General features: G+C 60.4%; 9 protein-coding genes and 2 pseudogenes. 5 read left to right on the top strand and 6 right to left on the bottom strand.

Annotated features, from left to right (window positions below; translation table 11 throughout):
- Window positions 1-14: 14 nt before the first annotated feature.
- Both ACWHRL_RS12050 and ACWHRL_RS12045 read left to right on the top strand, forming a co-directional pair.
- Window positions 15-782 (top strand): DUF1883 domain-containing protein, encoded by a 768-nt coding sequence (locus ACWHRL_RS12050; protein WP_447893836.1) that lies wholly within the window; start codon window positions 15-17, stop codon window positions 780-782.
- A 520-nt stretch (window positions 783-1,302) separates the two neighbouring features.
- Window positions 1,303-2,351: pseudogene (locus ACWHRL_RS12045) on the top strand (IS3 family transposase).
- Between the two features lie 88 nt (window positions 2,352-2,439).
- Here the strand turns inward: ACWHRL_RS12045 and ACWHRL_RS12040 are convergent.
- Window positions 2,440-3,195 (bottom strand): phosphatase PAP2 family protein, encoded by a 756-nt coding sequence (locus tag ACWHRL_RS12040; protein ID WP_447893835.1) that lies wholly within the window; start codon window positions 3,193-3,195, stop codon window positions 2,440-2,442.
- 201 nt (window positions 3,196-3,396) lie between these two features.
- Here ACWHRL_RS12040 and ACWHRL_RS12035 point away from each other — a divergent pair, with 201 nt between their 5' ends.
- Window positions 3,397-3,963: a DUF1993 domain-containing protein gene (locus ACWHRL_RS12035; protein ID WP_447893834.1), complete on the top strand. Its 567-nt coding sequence runs from the start codon at window positions 3,397-3,399 to the stop codon at window positions 3,961-3,963.
- Here ACWHRL_RS12035 and ACWHRL_RS12030 read toward each other — a convergent pair.
- Both ACWHRL_RS12030 and ACWHRL_RS12025 read right to left on the bottom strand, forming a co-directional pair.
- Window positions 3,953-4,273, bottom strand: a pseudogene (locus ACWHRL_RS12030) (ATP-binding domain-containing protein); the annotation flags it as partial. The gene ACWHRL_RS12035 and the pseudogene ACWHRL_RS12030 sit on opposite strands and share 11 nt — an antisense overlap.
- Before the next feature lie 22 nt (window positions 4,274-4,295).
- Window positions 4,296-6,164 carry a putative bifunctional diguanylate cyclase/phosphodiesterase gene (locus ACWHRL_RS12025; protein ID WP_447893833.1) on the bottom strand — a complete coding sequence of 623 codons (1,869 nt, stop codon included), beginning with the start codon at window positions 6,162-6,164 and terminating at the stop codon, window positions 4,296-4,298.
- A gap of 261 nt (window positions 6,165-6,425) precedes the next feature.
- On the opposite strand from ACWHRL_RS12025, the gene ACWHRL_RS12020 reads away from it, so the two are divergent.
- Window positions 6,426-7,205 carry a 2OG-Fe dioxygenase family protein gene (locus ACWHRL_RS12020; RefSeq protein WP_447893832.1) on the top strand — a complete coding sequence of 260 codons (780 nt, stop codon included), beginning with the start codon at window positions 6,426-6,428 and terminating at the stop codon, window positions 7,203-7,205.
- A 72-nt stretch (window positions 7,206-7,277) separates the two neighbouring features.
- Here ACWHRL_RS12020 and recD read toward each other — a convergent pair whose 3' ends face one another.
- Together recD and recB are read right to left on the bottom strand one after the other, a co-directional pair.
- Window positions 7,278-9,575, bottom strand: coding sequence for an exodeoxyribonuclease V subunit alpha (gene recD / locus ACWHRL_RS12015; RefSeq protein WP_447893831.1), 2,298 nt, complete (start codon window positions 9,573-9,575; stop codon window positions 7,278-7,280).
- Window positions 9,572-13,228 carry an exodeoxyribonuclease V subunit beta gene (gene recB / locus ACWHRL_RS12010; protein ID WP_447893830.1) on the bottom strand — a complete coding sequence of 1,219 codons (3,657 nt, stop codon included), beginning with the start codon at window positions 13,226-13,228 and terminating at the stop codon, window positions 9,572-9,574. Before recB ends, recD begins: the two co-directional genes overlap by 4 nt.
- 348 nt (window positions 13,229-13,576) lie before the next feature.
- Between recB and pncB the strand changes: the two genes are divergently transcribed.
- Window positions 13,577-14,770, top strand: coding sequence for a nicotinate phosphoribosyltransferase (gene pncB / locus ACWHRL_RS12005; protein ID WP_447893829.1), 1,194 nt, complete (start codon window positions 13,577-13,579; stop codon window positions 14,768-14,770).
- A gap of 21 nt (window positions 14,771-14,791) precedes the next feature.
- Here pncB and recC read toward each other — a convergent pair whose 3' ends face one another.
- Window positions 14,792-18,349, bottom strand: a complete 3,558-nt coding sequence (gene recC, locus ACWHRL_RS12000) for an exodeoxyribonuclease V subunit gamma (RefSeq protein WP_447893828.1) — start codon at window positions 18,347-18,349, stop codon at window positions 14,792-14,794.
- Window position 18,350: the final 1 nt, after the last annotated feature.

The raw sequence follows: 18,350 nt of genomic DNA, 5'->3' as shown, positions 1-18,350 counted from the left end.
TTAGGAGAATTATTGTGCAGTTTATTCATACAGATCTTGGGAATAGAAAGCGGGGAGAGGTGGTAGAGGTTACCCTCACCAGCGGCGCTAATGTTCGTTTAATGGATAGTGGTAATTTTAATAGCTATAAAAGCGGGCGTCGCCACACATATACAGGAGGTTTAGCCAAAAAGTCACCAGTAAGATTGCAAATTCCATCCTCCGGACATTGGCACCTTGCTGTTGATATGCAGGGCTTGCGTGGTAGTACTAAATCATCAGTTCGTGTTCTTCCTGGAGTATTGCCAGAGATAAAAGAGCGACCTTTAAGTGAAGTCCCAAGCCTTGTTAGAGAGAATGTGCCTCCATCGATTGAAGCAGGTGGTGAAACATATGATGTTTTCATTTCTCATGCTTCTGAGGATAAAGATGGTTTCGTTCGGCCCTTGGCAAACGCTCTCATGAATGCTGGTTTAAGCGTTTGGTTTGATGAAATGACGCTTCGAATTGGTGACAGTCTTAGGCAAAAAATTGATAAAGGATTGACAGCTAGCCGTGTTGGGCTCGTAGTGGTATCACCCGATTTTATTAATAAAGGATGGACGAACTATGAGCTTGACGGAATTGTTACTCGTACAATTTCCGGTGAGCAGATACTTCTTCCTATATGGCACAATATTACAAAGCAGCAGGTTATGGACTTCAGTCCATCATTGGCTGATAAAGTAGCTCGAAGTACTGCAACCCACACAGTAGAGGAAATTGCAGATGAAATAGCAGAGCTAATCAGATCTAGAGGATAATTAGATTTGTAACTTTTTGCTTTACTAAAATTTTCTAAACACATAACCTACATAACTTTCCACATCATCAACTTATTTAACAACCCGCGTTTGGCTTCCAGTCAGTATCTGCCCTTCGCGGGTGCTTATTGCCGATGCACACAAACTTGCGCTTCAAAATTGCGTTGATCGTCTTCTGTATTAGCAGTGCATTTTGCAACAATTCCGGTCCTTGGGGGGTGAGCAACGTCATGGCAAAAAAGGCTCCTACCAAATGTAGGCGCGAGTATAGCTTCATCATATTATTTTATTTGGGTTGATGGCTATCGTTTGCAATCATGCAGGCTTATAAAAATAGCTTGCGACAGCGACCACTTTGTCACTATCCATTCAACAGGAAGAACGCGTATGTCATTCACACAATAGCTCGTCCCTACTGACCCTCCCCCGAAATTAACACCATGAACCCGATGAGATTTCCAGCTAATCTTGATCAACGGAGATCTCATTATGAAAAAAGACACGCTACACCGAAGAGCAGATAATTGGCGCTATCAAGGAGCACGAGGCGGGTGCCAAAGTGGACGACCTGTGCCGCAGGCTGGGCATTTCTAGCGGTACCTTCTATAATTGGCGCAGCAAGTACGCCGGCCTGGAAGTAAGTGAGGCGAAGCGCTTGCGAGAGCTTGAAACGGAAAACAACAAGCTGAAAAAGCTTCTCGCTGACAAGCTGCTGGAAGTCGAAGCCATGAAGGATTTGCTGTCAAAAAAGTGGTAACGCCTACAGCCCGGAAAGCGGTTGTTCGATATCTGGTCGATGGCCACCAGATCAATGAGCGCTCCGCCTGCCAACTTTTAGGCATGTCCCGAGCGGCGTATCGGTATCAAGCTCAGAGTAACCAGGACGGCTTGTTGAGAGTGCGCCTCAAGGAACTGGCTGCACAGCAGTCTGCCCATGGTTATTTGTCGTTGCACGCGCTGTTGAAAGCGGAAGGCCTGGTCATTAACCGAAAGCGTATCTATCGAATTTATACCGAAGAAGGCCTGCAAGTACGCATCAAACGGCGCAAAAAGCTGCATCGTCCACGGCAGTGCCTGGACGTGCCAGCCAGGGTCAACGAATGGTGGTCAATGGACTTCGTCTCTGATCAGCTAGCGAATGGGCGGCGCTTTCGAGTACTGAATGTGGTGGACGACTTCTCACGAGAAATGGTGGGGCAGTTGGTCTCTGTATCGATTAGTGGACGACAGGTAGCCCGGTTTCTGGAGAAGCTGTGCGAGGCAAGAGATAAGCCGCGCAGGATTATTTGCGACAATGGTACCGAGATTACAAGCATGGCGATGTTCTTTTGGAGCAAGGAAGCGACGGTATCCCTGGGCTTTATCCAGCCGGGCAAGCCGACTCAAAGCGCCTTTGTGGAAAGCTTGAACGGCAAGTTCCGAAACGAATGCCTGAATCGTCACTGATTTAGGACACTCGATGAGGCAAGAGCAGAGATAGCGGTGTGGTGAGACCAATACAACCATGTTCGCTCTCACAGTTCGCTCAATTATTTGCCGCCCTTTGAATATGCCCACAGGGCAGCATAATATGGGAAATCTCATTGAGTCAGTGGTACTAATCTAGGGGAAAGGTCAGGGTGACTCCGATGTCCCCCGTTCTCGTATCAACATCGGGTTATTCGCTGCTAGCCTCACTCTCTTCCTTCTCAATCTGCCCACGCCGTTCCATCCAGTGCATCACCCCCCAGCAGAGCGCGGCCCAGCTTGCCCCGGCGGTCCAGCCGGCGAGCACATCGGTCGGCCAGTGGACGCCTAGATAAACGCGGCTTATGCCCACCAGCAGGGTCAGCAATATCGCCAGTATCAGCAGGTAAGCTTTCAGGCGAAGCGCGGGCTGTATGCGGATGAGCAGCGCAGCTAGCGTTAGGTAGGTCACGGCCGACATCATGGAGTGGCCGCTGGGAAAGCTCGCCGTGTAAACCATGGCTTCGTGGGGCACGAGATCCGGGCGGGCTCGGTCAAAGCCCATCTTCATCAGGGTGCTAAGCAGGATGCCGCCGGGCACCGCCACCAGGGCAAAGAGCGCCGCGCGAAAGTGCCTGGCGAGTAACAGATACCCAAGCGCGCCCATTGTCAGGAGCACCAACACGCCTACACCGCCTAGGGCGGTAAAGTCCCGGCCCATTTCCTCGACCCAGCCGGGGCCGATCGGGTCGTTAAGGTCGGCGGGGTTGCGAAGGGCGAGCAGCAAGCGCTCGTCGAAGCTCTGGGTGTCACCCTCGATCACTTCACCGGCCAGCGCGACGAAGCCCCAAATGCCGCCGGAAATGACCGCCAGGCACACCAGCATGGCGAGTTCATGGCGGCCGAGCCGAGATAGCAGGGAAACGCCCTGACGCCCGATACGGCTTATTGTCGTTTGATACTTCATTGGCAGCTCCTTTGCTTTGACCCGTCACCCGCCCCGTCGATTGAGGCGGGCATAGTGTAGCCCAAAGCGGCCGTTCAAGAGTTCGGCAATAGCGAATCGGTTTATCTGGCTGTTCGCTGTCATTCGTCAGCAGGTAGGTTTATAAAATGGGGTCGTGATAGTGGCTATTCTGCCACTGTCCCTTCTACAGGAAGAACATTGATGCAATTCACACAACTGCTGGTTCCCACTTACACCCAAATGCTGGGCGCGCTTTCGAACTGGCTGAAAAAAGCGCAAAGCCAGCTGCCGGATGCCGAGGCACAAGCGCTGCTTTCCGCACGCCTCGCGCCGGATATGTTTCCGCTTTCCACGCAGGTACGCTTTGCCTGCGTGCAGGCGCAAGAAGCGGTCCACCGCCTGCAAGGTAAAGACCTACCGGCCTCGATCAAGGAGCTGCTCGACGAAGGCCGTAACGCGGGTGAGGAGCCCGGCACGCTTGAGGATGCCCAAAAGCGTATCGATGAAACCCTCGCTTTACTGGGCGGCCTGGCATCCGATGCACTGGATGTCAGCGCAGACAAGCCGCTGGTACACGAGCTGCCCAACGGCATGGTTCTCGATCTAACCGCCGAGCAGTACGCGCGGGACTGGACGCTGGGGCAGTTCTACTTCCACATCATGACTGCCTACTCCATCCTGCGCAGCGAGAAGGTCGAGCTGGGCAAAGCCGACTATGTCGCGCATATGTTCCCGTATATTCGCCCGGAAACGATGCCTAAAGGCTGATCGACTTCCCAATTCCACTGCTCCGTCACTTCCCGCACTACTGCCTCATTCAACACCCCGCGCTTGGCTTCCACCAGGGTTAGCCACGGCCGGGCGCGGGTGATGCCGGTGTACACCCGCTCCCGGGTCAAAATCGGGTTGATCGTTGTGGGTAGCAGCAGGGCGGTGTGGACGAACTCCGAGCTCCGGGATTTGTGTGCCGTCATCGCGAATACGGTTCTACCGAGTGCAGCCGTGATGGTAGCACCCAGCGGATCGGGTTTGCCGGGTCACTGGTTGGAAAGACGAGGCTTAAGAGCGATCTTCCTGGCGCTCCTGATGAAGAGCGAGGCTCAGCTCGAAAGCCCATTGTGACCAGGAACGAAACCGCCCAGCAGGCGGTCGATATCCTTGGGAGGCATCGGACGGTAGAAGAAGAACCCCTGGACGAGGTCGCAATGCATTTCGCGAAGCAATGACAACTGTTCGGCGTTCTCGACACCCTCGGCCACCACTTCCAGTCCCAGCCGATGACCGATGAAGATGGTGCCCTCCATGATGGCCCTGTCCTTCGGCTGTGTGGGAGCGTCGTGGATGAAGGAACGATCGATCTTCAGGGCGGTGACGGGAAAGTGCTTGAGATAGCTCAGGGAGGAATAACCAGTCCCGAAGTCGTCGATGGCAATGCGAAAACCGCGATCATGGAGGCGCCGCAGGTCCTCGAGGACGGTCTCGTCGGCTTCGACCAGCACATGCTCGGTCAATTCGATGCCGATATCCCGCGGACTTAAGCCGTGACGCTGCAGCGATTCCTCGAAGCGCTTGAGGGCATCGGGACGCACCAGTTGACGACCCGAGACATTGATGTCGATACGGTGCTCATGAAATCCCTTGGCACGCCATTCCACCTGCTGGCGGCAAGCCTCTTCGATGACCCAGTCGCCCAGACGATGGATCAAACCGGAACGCTCGGCCAGCGGGATAAACTCGGCAGGCGAGATCGGCGGGCCTTCGGCAGGCTCCCAGCGTAACAAGGCCTCGAGATTCTCTATTCGCCCGCTGGCCGCCGAGACTTGGGGCTGGTAGTGGAGGGCGAGTTCACCGTTATTCACGGCTTCCTCGAGTCGCGTCGAGAGACAGTGCTGGCGAACCAGCTCATCATGGAGCTTCTGTTGGAAGAAACGTACAGTACCCCGACCCTCCAGTTTGGCGCTATTCTTGGCAACATCGGCATTACGGATCAATTCGCGTGACGATTCACCATTCCCGGGAAAGAACGCCACACCCAAACAGGCCGTGACCTGACGCTCCCGACCATTCAGGACGAAAGGTTCCCGAAAGACATTCTGAACATGACGCATGACCCGTCTGACATCGGAGTCCAGGTAGACGCCGGGAAAAGCCAGCACGAATTCATCGCTAGAGACACGGGACACCAGGTCAGTGACTTGCTGGCACTTTTTCAGTCGCCGAGTCAGCTCAATGAGCAGGCGATCGCCCTGATCATAGCCAAGGGCATCATTGATCTCGGCGAAGTGATCGATGTCCAGGTAGATGGTTGTCAGGCCATTGCCCTGGCGTCGACAAGAATCCAACAGGCTGTCCAGGTCGGCCTCGAAGGTCTGGCGGTTAGGGAGATGGGTGAGCCTGTCGAAACGGGTGGCGAATTCCAGGTCACGGTGGGCACGCTTTTGGTCGGAAAGATCGACATCCACGCAGAACATCAAGGGTGAGTCGGTATGCTGATTGAGCATCAGGTGCTGCGAAAAGACCGATACCAGTTCACCGGTTTTGTGCTTAAGCTCGAGTTCTTCGGCGGGTATATCGATCCTTTCTTTGATCCAGACACCATGCGCCTGGATTACCCCGTCACGCATGAAGGCAGGAATGATCAGATCTTCCAGTAACTGTCCCTGGGCTTCCTCAGCGGTATAGCCATAGAGACGAGTGCTACCTTCATTCCAGTAAATCACTCGCCGATCGCGATCATACCCTTGAACCGCCACTTTCGGCAGACTCTCCAGCAGGGCGCGGAATCGCTGCTCACTCTCCAGATGCTGGCGGCGTACTAACTCGACGTCTTCCCTGCCTGCATCATGCGAATCGATGTCATTAGTGGAAGGTGTCGTTGACGCCACCAACGTGAGCGCACCGGAAAACTCCCAGCGGTTCTCCTTCAGGCGTTCCGGATCTCTGTGATGTCGGGAATGGCTGGCAGTCATGGAGTCCACTTAAAGAAAAAGCACTATCAAGAGCCATCATTATGGCAAACATAGTCATTTATTGTGGTTATCTTACACCTATGTGCAGTAGGTAACCTACAGATGTACGTCATCAGTCGTCTGATCCTGTTTTCAAAAAACACTCTTTTTCAGTGCATTTTTTGACATATTGTTGCAGATCTTTTCATTTCTCTCCTGTTGACCGCGTTCTTACACCGGCAACACAGGGCAATTCCGCCCAGTTAACAGGAGAATACCATCATGAAACTCGATACCCTCAAGCACGGTTTCGATCCCACCTCCCTGCCTTCCGATTATTGGAATGCGGGAGTGGCCGAGGCGCTGAGGAATCAGGCGTGGGCGAAAACCGATATTCGGGAGCGCATCGATTTGGCCGCCTGGCAGGGGTTTACCGCTGACCTGCCGCGCGATCCCTATGTCAGCCAGCGCTGGAAGCGGATGTCATGGCTCGCCCTGAACGATCAGGGAGATGTCGGGGATATGGGCCAATGTCCCATGGCCCAGGGGGGAGCCTTCAATGACGCACAGAGCATGGCGGATCGCCTACGCTACTATGATCCGCTGACCAGTGAATTCATGGCACGCCCGGATGTGAAGGCCTTCGTGCACGCCTGGGCCAAGCTTTGGAGTATCGGTGCGCACGAACCCATTCTGATGCAGATCACCGGGGTTCGCGGGGAAGGCAGCATCGACCCCCTTCAGGGACAGGGGATTCACGCCGACGGCTGCAAGGCCCTGAGCATTCTGGTCCTCAATCGGGAAAACGTGGCGGGTGCTGAAAATCACCTCTACGGCGACAAGGCGGGTACGCAACCCTTGGTCGATATCACCCTGGATCCGGGTGATATCCTTCACCTGCGCGATGACCGGCTATTCCACAGTGTCGACGGGATCGAACAGCTCGACAGCGAAGCACCCTTCGAGCGGTTCATCATCATCATCAACAGCCGTTTCGTGGACGACTTCCAGAACCGGATGTTGCGTCGCCACTTCCCGGAAGCGGTCCTCAATGAGAGCTAATAACGCTCGGTAAATTGAGAACCTGGCAACACCCACGCCCCCGGAACTCCGGGGGCGTCTTGGTTTTGACCCCTATGCGCCGGTTCCGCTCACCCGCATTACCTCCCGCACCACCGCCTCATTCAACACCCCGCGTTTGGCTTCCACCAGGGTCAGCCACTGACGGGCGCGGGTGATGCCGGTGTACACCAGCTCCCGGGTCAAAATTGGGTTGATTGTGGTGGGCAGTAGCAGGGCGGTGTGGACGAACTCCGAGCCCTGGGATTTGTGTACCGTCATCGCGAACACGGTTTCCACCGAGTGCAGGCGCGAGGGCAGCACCCAGCGGATGGGTTTGTCCGGGTCGCTGGTCGGGAAAGCGACTCTCAACAGAGGCCTGCCGGGCGCGCGTGGGTCGGGCACGGCGAGTGTTATGCCGATGTCGCCGTTCATCAGTTTCAGGCCGTAGTCGTTTTGGGTGACCAGCACCGGGCGGCCTTCGAACCAGCTTTTTTCCAGGGTGTAGTCGTTGCCGTGCAGCAGGCCTTCGCCGCGCAGCGTTTTGGCGATGCGCAGGTTCAAACCCTCTACGCCCCAGGGGCCTTTGCGCAGCGCGCAGAGTAGCTGAAAGTGGCTGTAGGCTTCGAGTACCGCGCTTGCCCAGGCGTTGAACGCCGCCGGGTTGTCCTCGAAGGATTCTCCGTCGGGGCGCTGATCCACAAGCGTTGCCAGGTAGTGCCGGTAGCCGCTGGGCGGGGCAATGGGCTCACCCTTGTGGCTGGTGCGGCCCTGGCCGGCGTTGGCAAAGCCGCTGGGGCTTCCGTGAATGACCAGTTTATCCAGCGCGGCGTCGTCGCTTAATACCAGGTGGTGCAGGTCCGGGTAGCCGTGGCGCAGTACGTTTCGCACGTGCTGCTGCTTTTGTGCATCGCTTGCCGCGTGGCTTGGCTGGTTGATCGCTTTCGCTAGCTGGCCGATGCCGCTTTGTTCATCGAAGCGGTGGCTGACCCGCAGCATGGTAATCGCCTGGTCCTGGGGTTGGCCGGCGGGGTCGATGAACTCGGCGGGTATCGGCTGGCCGGTGGCGGTTTCTAGCCACTGGGCGGTTTGCGGGGTGTAGTGGGCGGCTTCGGCGCGGCGGCATAAATCGCCCAGTACCGCACCGGCTTCGACCGAGGCGAGCTGGTCTTTATCGCCCAGCAGTACCAGCTGCGCCTGGGCGGGCAGGGCGCTGAGCACGGCGGTCATCATTTCGATATCCACCATCGAGGCTTCGTCGATCACCAGCACGTCCAGCGCCAGCGGGTTGTGGGCGCTGTGGCGGAAATGGCGGGTATCCGGCCGGGCGCCCAGCAGGCGGTGCAGGGTGGTGACATCAACAGGAATGGACGCGTGCAACTGCTCGGCGCTGGCGTGCGCGCGGCCGTCATCCCACAGCCTGGCCAGTGCCTGGGTGGGAAGCTTACTGACCTGACCGGCGATGGATTCGTTCAGGCGCGCGGCGGCCTTGCCGGTGGGGGCGGCCAGGCGGATGCGTAGCGGCTGTTCGGTGTTTGCCAGTTGCAGCGTTTGCAGCAGGGCGAGCAGGCGCACCACGGTGGTGGTTTTGCCTGTGCCGGGGCCGCCGGTGATGACGGCGAAGCGGCTGCGAGCGGCGAGGGCGCAGGCGGTTTTTTGCCAGTCCAGTTCCAGGCTTGGCGGGAATAAGGTGTTTAGGGTTTGGGGGAGGAGGTCAGGTTCAGTGGTGCGGCCGGGATGACTAGCGTCATCCTTCGCCGACGTGTCGGACCACCAATGAATCGGGCTCCTACAAGTAGTAGCCAGACTATTGCTATGTTCTGAAGTAACAAGTCGATCAGCGATTTCCGCGTGGAGGGTTTGTTCGAACTGCCAGTAGCGGCGTAGGTAGAGCCTTGGGCCGCTTACGACCAGCGGGGTGTTGCCGGGGCCGGGGCTTGCAAGCGTTGGGTGGCTTAGCGCAGCTTGCCATTTATCTTGTGTGAGGGTGGCCAGTATTTGGCTTGGTAGCGGCGGTGGCTCTAACAGGTCGTCGCCTTCCGGCGGTAGCGAGAGCGCGAAATCCGGTGCGGCCAGGGTGGCGTTAATATCCAGGCATACGTGGCCGCGGCCGAGCTGGTGGCTGGCCAGGGCTGCGGCGAGTAGCAAAAGTGCCGGGGCGTCCGGGGCCTCCAATGCGAGAAAGCGCGCCAGCGCCCGGTCCAGGTCGCGCAGCCAGCCGCGAGCTACCCAGCGCTCCAGAAGATCCAGCAGGGCCTGGGTGTCATCAAGCGCCGGGTGGGGCGCCCCCGGTGGGGCTGCTGGCTCTACTGGGCCTGGTTCGGCGGCGTCGTCGTTGAAGAGATCGAACGTTTGGGAGTCGTGGCGGCTCACGCGGTGGCCTCCTGGGCGGTGCCGGTAAACAGGGCGTCGAGTGCCTCAACCAGCGCAACGGGGGCGGGCTCTGCATAAACGCCGCGCCCGGCGCTGCGGCTGCCGCGCAGGAATACGGTGAGCGAGCCGCCCAGGTGCTGGTGCGGGTCGTAGTCACTCACGCGGGCTTTCAACAGCCGGTGCATGGCAAGCAGGTAGAGCGCGGCCTGCAGGTCGTAGCGTTTTTCCAGTAGCGCCTGGCGCAGGGCGTCCGGCTCGTAGGCGGTGTCCCCCGGGCCCAGGTAGTTGGATTTCCAGTCCAGCACGTAAAAGCGGTCCTCGTGCTCGAAGGCCAAATCGATAAAGCCCTTGAGCATGCCGTTCAGAGTGTCGCGGTCCAGCGCCGGGCGGGCATGGCCGGCCAAAATATGGCGGCTTACCAGCGCGTCGATCGCGCGGGTGTCCACCGTGTGGGCGGCCAGCCAGAACTCGAGCTCGACCTGGTATTCGGTAATCGCCACCAGCGCCACGCTTTGGGTGGCGTTCAGCGGCAGCGCCGTGGTGAACAGCGCCTGCAGCCAGCCCGCTAATGGCTCCTGCCAGGCTTGCCAGCCGCGAAGCTGCACCCGGCGCCAGAGCATGTCGTTAAGCTGCGCTTCGTCGTCTGCGGCGGCCTGAAAGCCGAGCCTGCCCGCCCATTCCAAAAGCCCGTGCAGAAAGGTACCGGGCCCCGGCCCGCGGGGGAACTTGTGCAGGTGAAACGCCTGGGGTTCGGTGGCATCTCTTGGTTCGTCCAGCACCTCGAAGGCGGTGGCTTCCTGGGCGGTGGTGGGCTCCAACGGCGTGGTGGTGGGGGCGCTGAGCGTGCCGGAAAGGCGCAGCGCCGAGTAGCTGGCGATCCACCAGTGCTCCCGGGCCGGGCGGGTGGGCGTGCGGGCGTGGCCCAGCGCTTCACGCTCGGCGGCCGGGGCCAGGCGCAGCGCGGTGGGCGCCGGCGGCGCCTCCACGCGGAGGTTACTGCCCTCGGCCAAAGCCTCGAGTGCGGATGTGAGCGCACCAGGGGCGATGGGCTCACCGGCGTTCATCAGGTAGCCCATGGCGCTGTCTTCCCCCTCTTTGAGCGGGGCTAGGCCCAGCCAGGTGGCGTGGCGGGCGCGGGTCATCGCCACATACAGCTTGCGCAAATCCTCGCCCAGGCGTTCGCGGTCGGCGGTGTTTAAGGTTTCGTCGTCGGCGCTCAGGCTTAGCTGCAGGCGGCCGGTGTCGTCGTGCCAGCGCAGCGGCAGGTCGTCTTTTTTTACCGGGCGGTGGTTGCTGATGAAGGGCAGAAACACCAGCGGGTACTCGAGACCCTTGGATTTGTGAATGGTGACCACCTTGACCAGGTCCGCGTCGCTTTCCAGGCGCAGCTTGTGGCTGTCGTTCTGGTTGTCCGGCTCGTTAATGGCCTCGGCCAGAAAGCGGATCAGCGCGTGCTCACCGTCGAGCTCTTGGCTTGCCTGCTGTAGAAGCTCGCCCAGATGCAGCAGGTCGGTGAGTAAGCGCTCGCCGTCTTCGAAAGCGCCCAGCAGCCGGGCGGGAATCTCGAAATCCACCATTAGCTTGCGCACCAGCGGTAGCACCCCCTGGCGCTGCCAAAGCCGGTGGTAGTGGCCGAACTGCACCACGCGCGCCTCCCAGGCAAGCTCATCCTGCTGAAGGTGGTCGAGCTCGGCAAGCGAAAGCCCCAGCGCTGGGGTGGCCAGCGCCGCCCTTAGGTGCGCCTCGGCCTGGCGGGAGCTTGCCAGCGGCTCGGCGCAGGCGCGCAGAAGCCGCTCGACCTGGGCGGCCATGGGCGAGCTGAACACCTTGTCGTGATCCGATAGATACACGCTTTTCACCCCGCGGGCGGCCAGTGCCAGGCGAATCGCCCGCGCCTCACTCAGCCCGTTGACCAGCACCGCCATGTCGGAAGGCTTGAGCGGTGTGAGCGTTTCGCCGTTTTGAAAGCCGCTTTGGCCTTTTTGGCCCGCGTCCAGAAGGGTGGCCATGTGGGTGGCGCAGCGCTCGGCCATCTCGGTGTGGTAGGCGGTTTTGGAAAGCACCTCGTCGGCTGCCAGCGGCCACAGGGTCATCGCCGGTACCGGCTCGCCGTCGTGCACCAGCCACTCGTCCCGGCCACGGGCATCCACGGGCAGAAACGGCAAGGGGTTTTCGCCGCTTTCATCGCGAAACAAGAACGCGCCCTGGGGGTGGGCGTCGGCGTAGCGAAAGCAGTGGTTGACCGCCTCCACCATGGCGCGGGTCGAGCGAAAGTTGGTCGAAAGCGTGACGTGGCGGCCGTTGGTGTCCGCGCGGGCCTGCAGGTAGGTGAAAATGTCCGCGCCGCGAAAGGCGTAGATGGCCTGCTTGGGGTCGCCGATCAGCAAAATGGCGCTCTCCCGGGTGGGCGTGGCGACCTGGTACACCGCGTCGAAAATGCGGTACTGCACTGGGTCGGTGTCCTGAAACTCGTCGATCAGCGCTACCGGGAACTGACGCTTGATTTGCGCGGCCAAGGCTTCCCGGTTGGGGCCTTGCAGGGCGCGGTCCAAATGCGTCAAAAGCTCCGTCGGGCCCATTTCGGCCCGGCGCTGCTGCTCCCGCTCCAGGCGCACCTTGCACCACTGCACGGCGTGAATCAGAAGGTCGTTGTAGGGCTCGGGCAGCGCGTTCAATTCGGCTTTCAATGTGGCCAGCGCCTGCCAGGCCTCCATGAGCGGCGGCTCGCCTTCTTTCCATATTTCCCGCATGCCCTCCGGGGTCATGCGCTTCCAGGCGGTGTCGGTCAGCGCCGGGCGCTCCAAATCCGATTCACTCCACTGGCGCAGCGCGTCCAGCCAGTTAGCGCGGCTTTTGGCATTAAGGCTTTTGCCATTGAAGGCCTTGGCCTTCGCCGCCGCTTCGAGCTCGGGCCCTAGTTTTTCGAGCCACTTGCCCCAGGGCGCTTTTAGAGTGGCCAGCGCCTGGCTTTTCTGCGTCTGGGTCTCGGTTAGCGTTTCCTGGGGCGCCGGGCGCGGGTAGCCTAGGGCGTCGCTTTCGGCCAATAGCTTTGCAAGCTCGCCGTGAAGTTCCTCCGGGGATTTCCAGTATTGGGTAATCTGGCCTAGGGCCTCGGCGTCCAGCGGGTAGTAGAAGGTGCGCCAGTAGTCGCGCACTACTTCCTGCTCGAGCTCGCGCTGGTCGTTTTCCAGGTTCAGCGAGAAGAGGCTGCCGCTATCGAAGGCGTGCTCGCGCAGCATGCGGTAGCACCAGCTGTGAATGGTCGAAACGGCGGCCTCGTCCATCCACTCGGCGGCAAGCTCGAGGCGCCGCGCGCAGGCGGGCCAGGCCGCCGGGGTGTATTGCTCGCGCAGCGCGACCAGCAGGGCATCAAATTGGGTTTCACGAAACACCGCCGCGGCTTCCACCAGCCGTGCGCGAATGCGCTCGCGAAGCTCTTGGGTGGCGGCATTGGTGAAGGTGACCACGAGTATCTCCGGCGGGGTTAGCGGGCGGATAAAGGCGGTGTCGTCGTCCTCGGCTTGGCCGCCCAGCACCAGGCGCACGTACAAAAGCGCAATAGTGAAAGTTTTGCCGGTGCCTGCGCTTGCCTCTATCAAACGGCTGCCGTGCAGGGGCAGGCGTAGGGGATCAAGGGGGGCAGGCTGGCTCATAAACTCTCCGGGCGGGGCGGTGGAAAGCGCCTTTATGGCGCCAGCTTGGCACTATATCGCGATGGTTTGAGGGGATCAAAAGCGCCGCGGCGGTGCCTCGGGCTGTGAGATAGCGCCTTCACCTGCTAATCTTGTCGGCCAGCCCACGCCAGGACGCCCTTGGGTTCACCCTGAAAACTGGCTGCGCTCGGCAATACAGCGTTAAAAATCAGCTCAGAATACTCATTTACATTATGTAAACTCCGTTTCTTCGCCAATTTTTGCCTTGTCTTGCCTTCGCTCGCACAGTTTTCAAGCCGAACCCGAAAAGCTACCGAGGCACTTAGTTTTTGCTGACGATGAGACACCATGCTGACATCGCTTCTCGATAACGATTTTTACAAGATCACGATGCAAAACGCCGTGATCAAGCGCTTTCCCTACGCGCACGCGCACTACGCGTTCATCAACCGGGGCGAGCACAGCTTTCCTGAAGGGTTCGGTGCCGTACTTCGTCAGGAAGTGGACAAGATGGCCTCGCTCGCACTGACCGAGGAAGAAAAGAACTACCTGGAAACCACTTGCCCGTACCTGGACCCGACCTACCTCGATTTTCTGGCCGGTTTTCGTTATGACCCGTCCGAGGTCGTCATCGAGCAGCAGGGCAGCGAGCTTTCCGTGGTGATGGAAGGGCCCTGGTATCGCACCATTTTGTGGGAAGTGCCGTTGATGGCGCTGATCAGCGAGCTTTGGTACGTGCTGCGTGACGAGCAGGCGCCGGATAACACCGACGAGCTGATCGAGCAGCGTACCAAAGACAAAATCGAGCACTACCGCCATTTGGGGCTCAAGATTGCCGAATTCGGCACCCGGCGGCGCTTCTCGTATGCGGTGCACGACCGCGTGGTGGGCGCGCTTCGCCTCTACGGCGGCGACACCTTTACCGGCACCAGCAACGTGCTGTTGGCTATGCGCCACGGGGTGAAGCCGATCGGCACCCACGCTCACGAGTGGTTCATGTTTCACGGCGCGCGTTTTGGTTTCAAAATGGCCAACAGCCTGGCGCTGGAACATTGGGTAGACGTGTACCGCGGCGATTTGGGCATCGCGCTGACCGATACGTTTACCAGCAAAGCCTTTTTCGAAAGCTTCGATAAGAAGTTCGCCAAGCTTTTCGACGGCGTGCGCCACGACAGCGGCGACCCGGTGGAGTTCGCCAAGGCGACCATCGAGCACTACAAGCGGTTGGGCGTGAACCCGCAAAACAAGACGATCATTTTTTCCGACGCACTGACGCCGGAGCGCGTCGAGCACATCCAGGCGTTCTGCCAGGGGCGTATCGGCACCGCCTTCGGCATCGGCACCAACTTCACCAACGACGTAGGCGTCGAGCCGATGAATATGGTGATCAAGATGGTCAAGGCGCGCCCGGAAGGCCAGGGGTGGCTGCCGGTCATCAAGCTTTCCGACGTGCCGGACAAGCATACCGGCGACCCGGAGATGATTACGCTGGCCAAGAAAATCCTCTCGCTCAGCCACGCCTCCCCGGAGGCCTGCCCCTAAGCGGCCTCGCTTAAAGCGTTTCTAATCGGCGGGTTTTTCACGCCCGCCCTTGTTGGAAGGCTTCTTCACCGCGTTAAAAAGCGGCGCGTAAAGGGTTTCGACCAGCTCCGCGAAGCCTTCCCCCTGGGCGGTGCGGGCACCGAACAGCCGCGCGAAGTCCGGCCACTGGTGGGCGAGATACGCGCTTTTGGTGACATCCCCGGCCATGTAGCGCCCGCCCTCATAGGCGCTTTGCGCACTGGCGTAGGCCTTGCTCTCGGTGTCGCTCTCCGGCGTGCCCAATTGATTGAGCCACTCGAACCCCGCTTGGGGTGCCAGCGGTAGCGGCCCTTGCTGGCCGCGCTGCCAGGCGCTTAGCTGGGTCGTCAGGTGGGCCTGGGCGGTCTCGGCGGCCAGCGGCTCGAAGGTGGCGAGCCCCGCCTTTGAAATCAGCCGGGTGGTCAGGGGGCCATGCAGGTTGCCCGCCAAGTGCGCGACCCAGTGGCGCAGCAAGTGGTGCCACTGGTATTTGCTTTGGCGTACCAGGCTGGTGCTCAAAAGCAGCACGCGGCAGCGCTCGCCCTGGTCACTTTCGCGAAGCTCCCCCAGCCAGTCTTCAAGCCTGGTACCGTGGTCGGTCTCCAGGATGATCGGCAGCGGCGCGTTTATCTGCCTTGGCCACTCGGCCAGCGCCTTCTCGTACTCCTCGAAAAGGGCGTCCATCGGCTCGGCCAGGGCGTCGCGCATGCGCTCGCCGAAGGCGCCGATGGCCAGCACCCCCTGACCCTTGAAGCGCTCAAGGGCCGCGTGCAACGCCTCGATGCGCGGCTCGTCGTTATCCACCGCGCGGCGCTGGGCGGCAATCAGTTGATCCTGCAACTGCCAGTTCTGCAGGCCATCGAGTGCGAAGGGTTCGGCGTCGAGCTTTTCGATCGCTTCCTGCTCGAAATAGACCCCCAGGCGTGTGTTGAAAAAGCTCTTCACCGGCTCGCGCAGGAAATTACCCAACTGGGCCAGGTTCAGGGTGGCCGATTCGTCCTCGATAAGCGCGGGCAGCGCGGCAGCTTGCCGGGTGGTTTGCGCGGTGTGTACCTCGTGCCACTCGTGGGCGTAGGTGAAAAGCCCTTGGGAGGTCGCCTCGAAGTAGCGCCGGCTAAACGGCTGAAGCGGGTGCTCGGTGGTCAGCCGCGCGAGCAAGTCGTCGCTTTCGTGCTGCCAGCCTGCTTCTAAATGCTCGCGAAGTTGGCCCACCAGCACGGAAGGTGGTAGTGGCGTGTTGTCGATCTGGCTTCTGCCCACCCAGCTCACGTAGAGCTGGTCGCGGGCGGAGAGCAGCGCTTCCAAAAACAGGTAGCGGTCGTCTTCCCGCCGCGAACGGTCGCCGGGGCGGTAGTCGCCGCCCATCAGGTCGAAATCCAGCGGCGGCTGGGAGCGCGGATACTCGCCGTCGTTCATACCCAGCAGGCACACGCGCTTGAAGGGAATCGCGCGCATGGGCATCAGCGTTGCGAAGTTGACGGCCCCTGCCAGAAAGCGCTGAGAAAGGCTGTGCTCGTCGATCTGCGAAAGCCAGTGCTCGCGCACCATGGAAAGCGGCAGTGCATCCCCCAGCGCGGCTTCCTGGGTGCTCTCGAGCATCTGCTGCAAGCCGTTTTCCAGCTTGGTGAGCATCACGCTTTCCGCGGGGTCGTCGGTCAAGAAGAAGGTTTCGAGAAGCTCGCGTAGCCGGGCGACCCAGGTGGCGGGGTCCGCCGGCTGGCAAAAGCGCTCCCAGGTGACTTCCAGCTTTTCCAGCAGCGTAGCCAGCGGCCCCGCCAGGCGCGCCTCGAGCCCGCCGATATCATCGAACGGCTCGATACCCTGCCAGGACTCGGCCGCCCCCACGCTATAGCCCAGCAGCAAGCGGCGCAGGCCAAAGGCCCAGGTGTTCTGGGTGATGCCTTCCGGCAGTTCCAGGTGTTCGCGGGCGCGGGCGTTGAGCCCCCAGCGAATGCCGGCACCGGCCATCCAGCGCTCAAGAATGGGAATATCGCGCTCTTCCAACCCAAAGCGCTGGCGCAGGGCGGGTACGTCGAGCAAATCCAGCACGTCGCTGGTCGAAACGCGCAGCTCCGGCAGGCGCAGTAATTTTTCCAGCGCGATCATCATCGGCAGGCGGTGGCGGCTGGCCTGGTCCGAGAGCGTATGCGGGATATAGCGCGCATCGTCCTGGGTGAGCTTTCCAAACACCGCCTCGATATGCGGCGCGTAGCGGTCGATATCCGGCACCATGACGATGATATCCCGCGGGCGAAGGTTGGGGTCTTCGCTGAAGGCGGCGAGCAGCTGGTCGTGGAGGATCTCGACCTCGCGTTGGGGGCCGTGGGCGATGTGGAAAACGATCGAGTCGTCTTCTGCGCTTGGTGCGCCCCAGTGCTCGCGGGTTTCACCCACCGGGCGTAGTTCGCGAATGTCGTCCTGGAGCTGGCTCAAGAGCGTCCCTTCACCCTGGCAGAACGGCTCGAACATATCGATACGCAGCGCGCGCTGCTCGAAAAGGCTCTGGTAGTCGCCGGTGTCGTCGTGCTCGTCGATCAGGCGCAGGTAGTCGCGGCCCTGCTTGCCCCAGGCGGCCAACAGCGGCTGGGCGTGCAGGTGCAGGGCCTCGGTGGCATCGCCGGTGCCGAGTACATCCAGCGCCTCGGGCATGCCCTCCTTGCGGCGCTGGCGGTAGCGGCTGGCGCGCAGCAGGTCCTTGTGTTCGATGATATCCGCCCAGTAGTACTGGCAAGGGTTATGTACGCAGAGCACGATCTGACAGCAGCGCGAAAGCGCGGCCAGGGCCTCGAGGGTCTGCTGGGGCAGCGAGGAGATACCGAAGATGATCAGCCGCCGGGGTACGTTTGGCGGGCATACTTGGCCTTCCAACTGCTCGGTGGCGGTTAAAAAGCGCTGGTGCACCTGGGCGCGGCTGCTGTCGAGCCCGGCCTGGCCCTGGGTGGCGGCGACATCCTCACGCAGGCGCCGCCAAAGCGCGGGCTGCCACATCTGATGGGGTGCAAGCTCACGGTGCTCGCCTTGGGCGCTGATGAGTACGTCGCTGCCCGCCGCCCAGGCTTCCAGCCAGTCCGCCCGGTACACCTGGTACTGATCGAACAGGTCCGCCAGGCGTTCGGCGAGCTGGTAATGCTTGCGCTGGTCCCGGTCGAATTCGAGAAACCGCGCGAGAGGCTCGAACACTGGTTCATCGACCAGCGTGGGCAGAAGGCGCAAAAGGCGCCACACCAGGCGCGATTTATCGAAGGGCGACGTTTCCGGAACGGCGTCGTCCTGCGCATTCACGTGACTCAGCACCGTGCGGTAGGCCTGCCAGAGAAAGCGCGCGGGCAGGGTGACATCGAGTGCGGCCGCGATGCCCGCGCCGCCGTTTTTCGGGTCTTCGGCCAGGGCCAGCTTCAGCCACTGGCCGATCCCGTTGCTCTGCACCAGGATCGTTTCGTTTTCGAGCGGGCCCAGCGGGTGCAGGCGCATCCACTCCACCGCCACGGCGCGTAAATCTTCCAGCCGATTGGCGTGAATCACCATGAAACCCGGCGTTAGCGGTGGGGTGAGTAGGCTCATG

This window comes from Vreelandella sp. GE22 (assembly GCF_968212445.1).
Note: the sequence above shows the minus strand (reverse complement) of the source record. Positions and strands in the feature narration are given on the sequence as shown.

Coding starts and splice junctions, on each gene's coding strand:
- ACWHRL_RS12040 (WP_447893835.1), bottom strand. CDS start 3,195: ATGAAGTATCAAACGACAATAAGCCGTATCGGGCGTCAGGGCGTTTCC.
- ACWHRL_RS12035 (WP_447893834.1), top strand. CDS start 3,397: ATGCAATTCACACAACTGCTGGTTCCCACTTACACCCAAATGCTGGGC.
- ACWHRL_RS12025 (WP_447893833.1), bottom strand. CDS start 6,164: ATGACTGCCAGCCATTCCCGACATCACAGAGATCCGGAACGCCTGAAG.
- ACWHRL_RS12020 (WP_447893832.1), top strand. CDS start 6,426: ATGAAACTCGATACCCTCAAGCACGGTTTCGATCCCACCTCCCTGCCT.
- recB (WP_447893830.1), bottom strand. CDS start 13,228: ATGAGCCAGCCTGCCCCCCTTGATCCCCTACGCCTGCCCCTGCACGGC.
- pncB (WP_447893829.1), top strand. CDS start 13,577: ATGCTGACATCGCTTCTCGATAACGATTTTTACAAGATCACGATGCAA.
- recC (WP_447893828.1), bottom strand. CDS start 18,349: ATGAGCCTACTCACCCCACCGCTAACGCCGGGTTTCATGGTGATTCAC.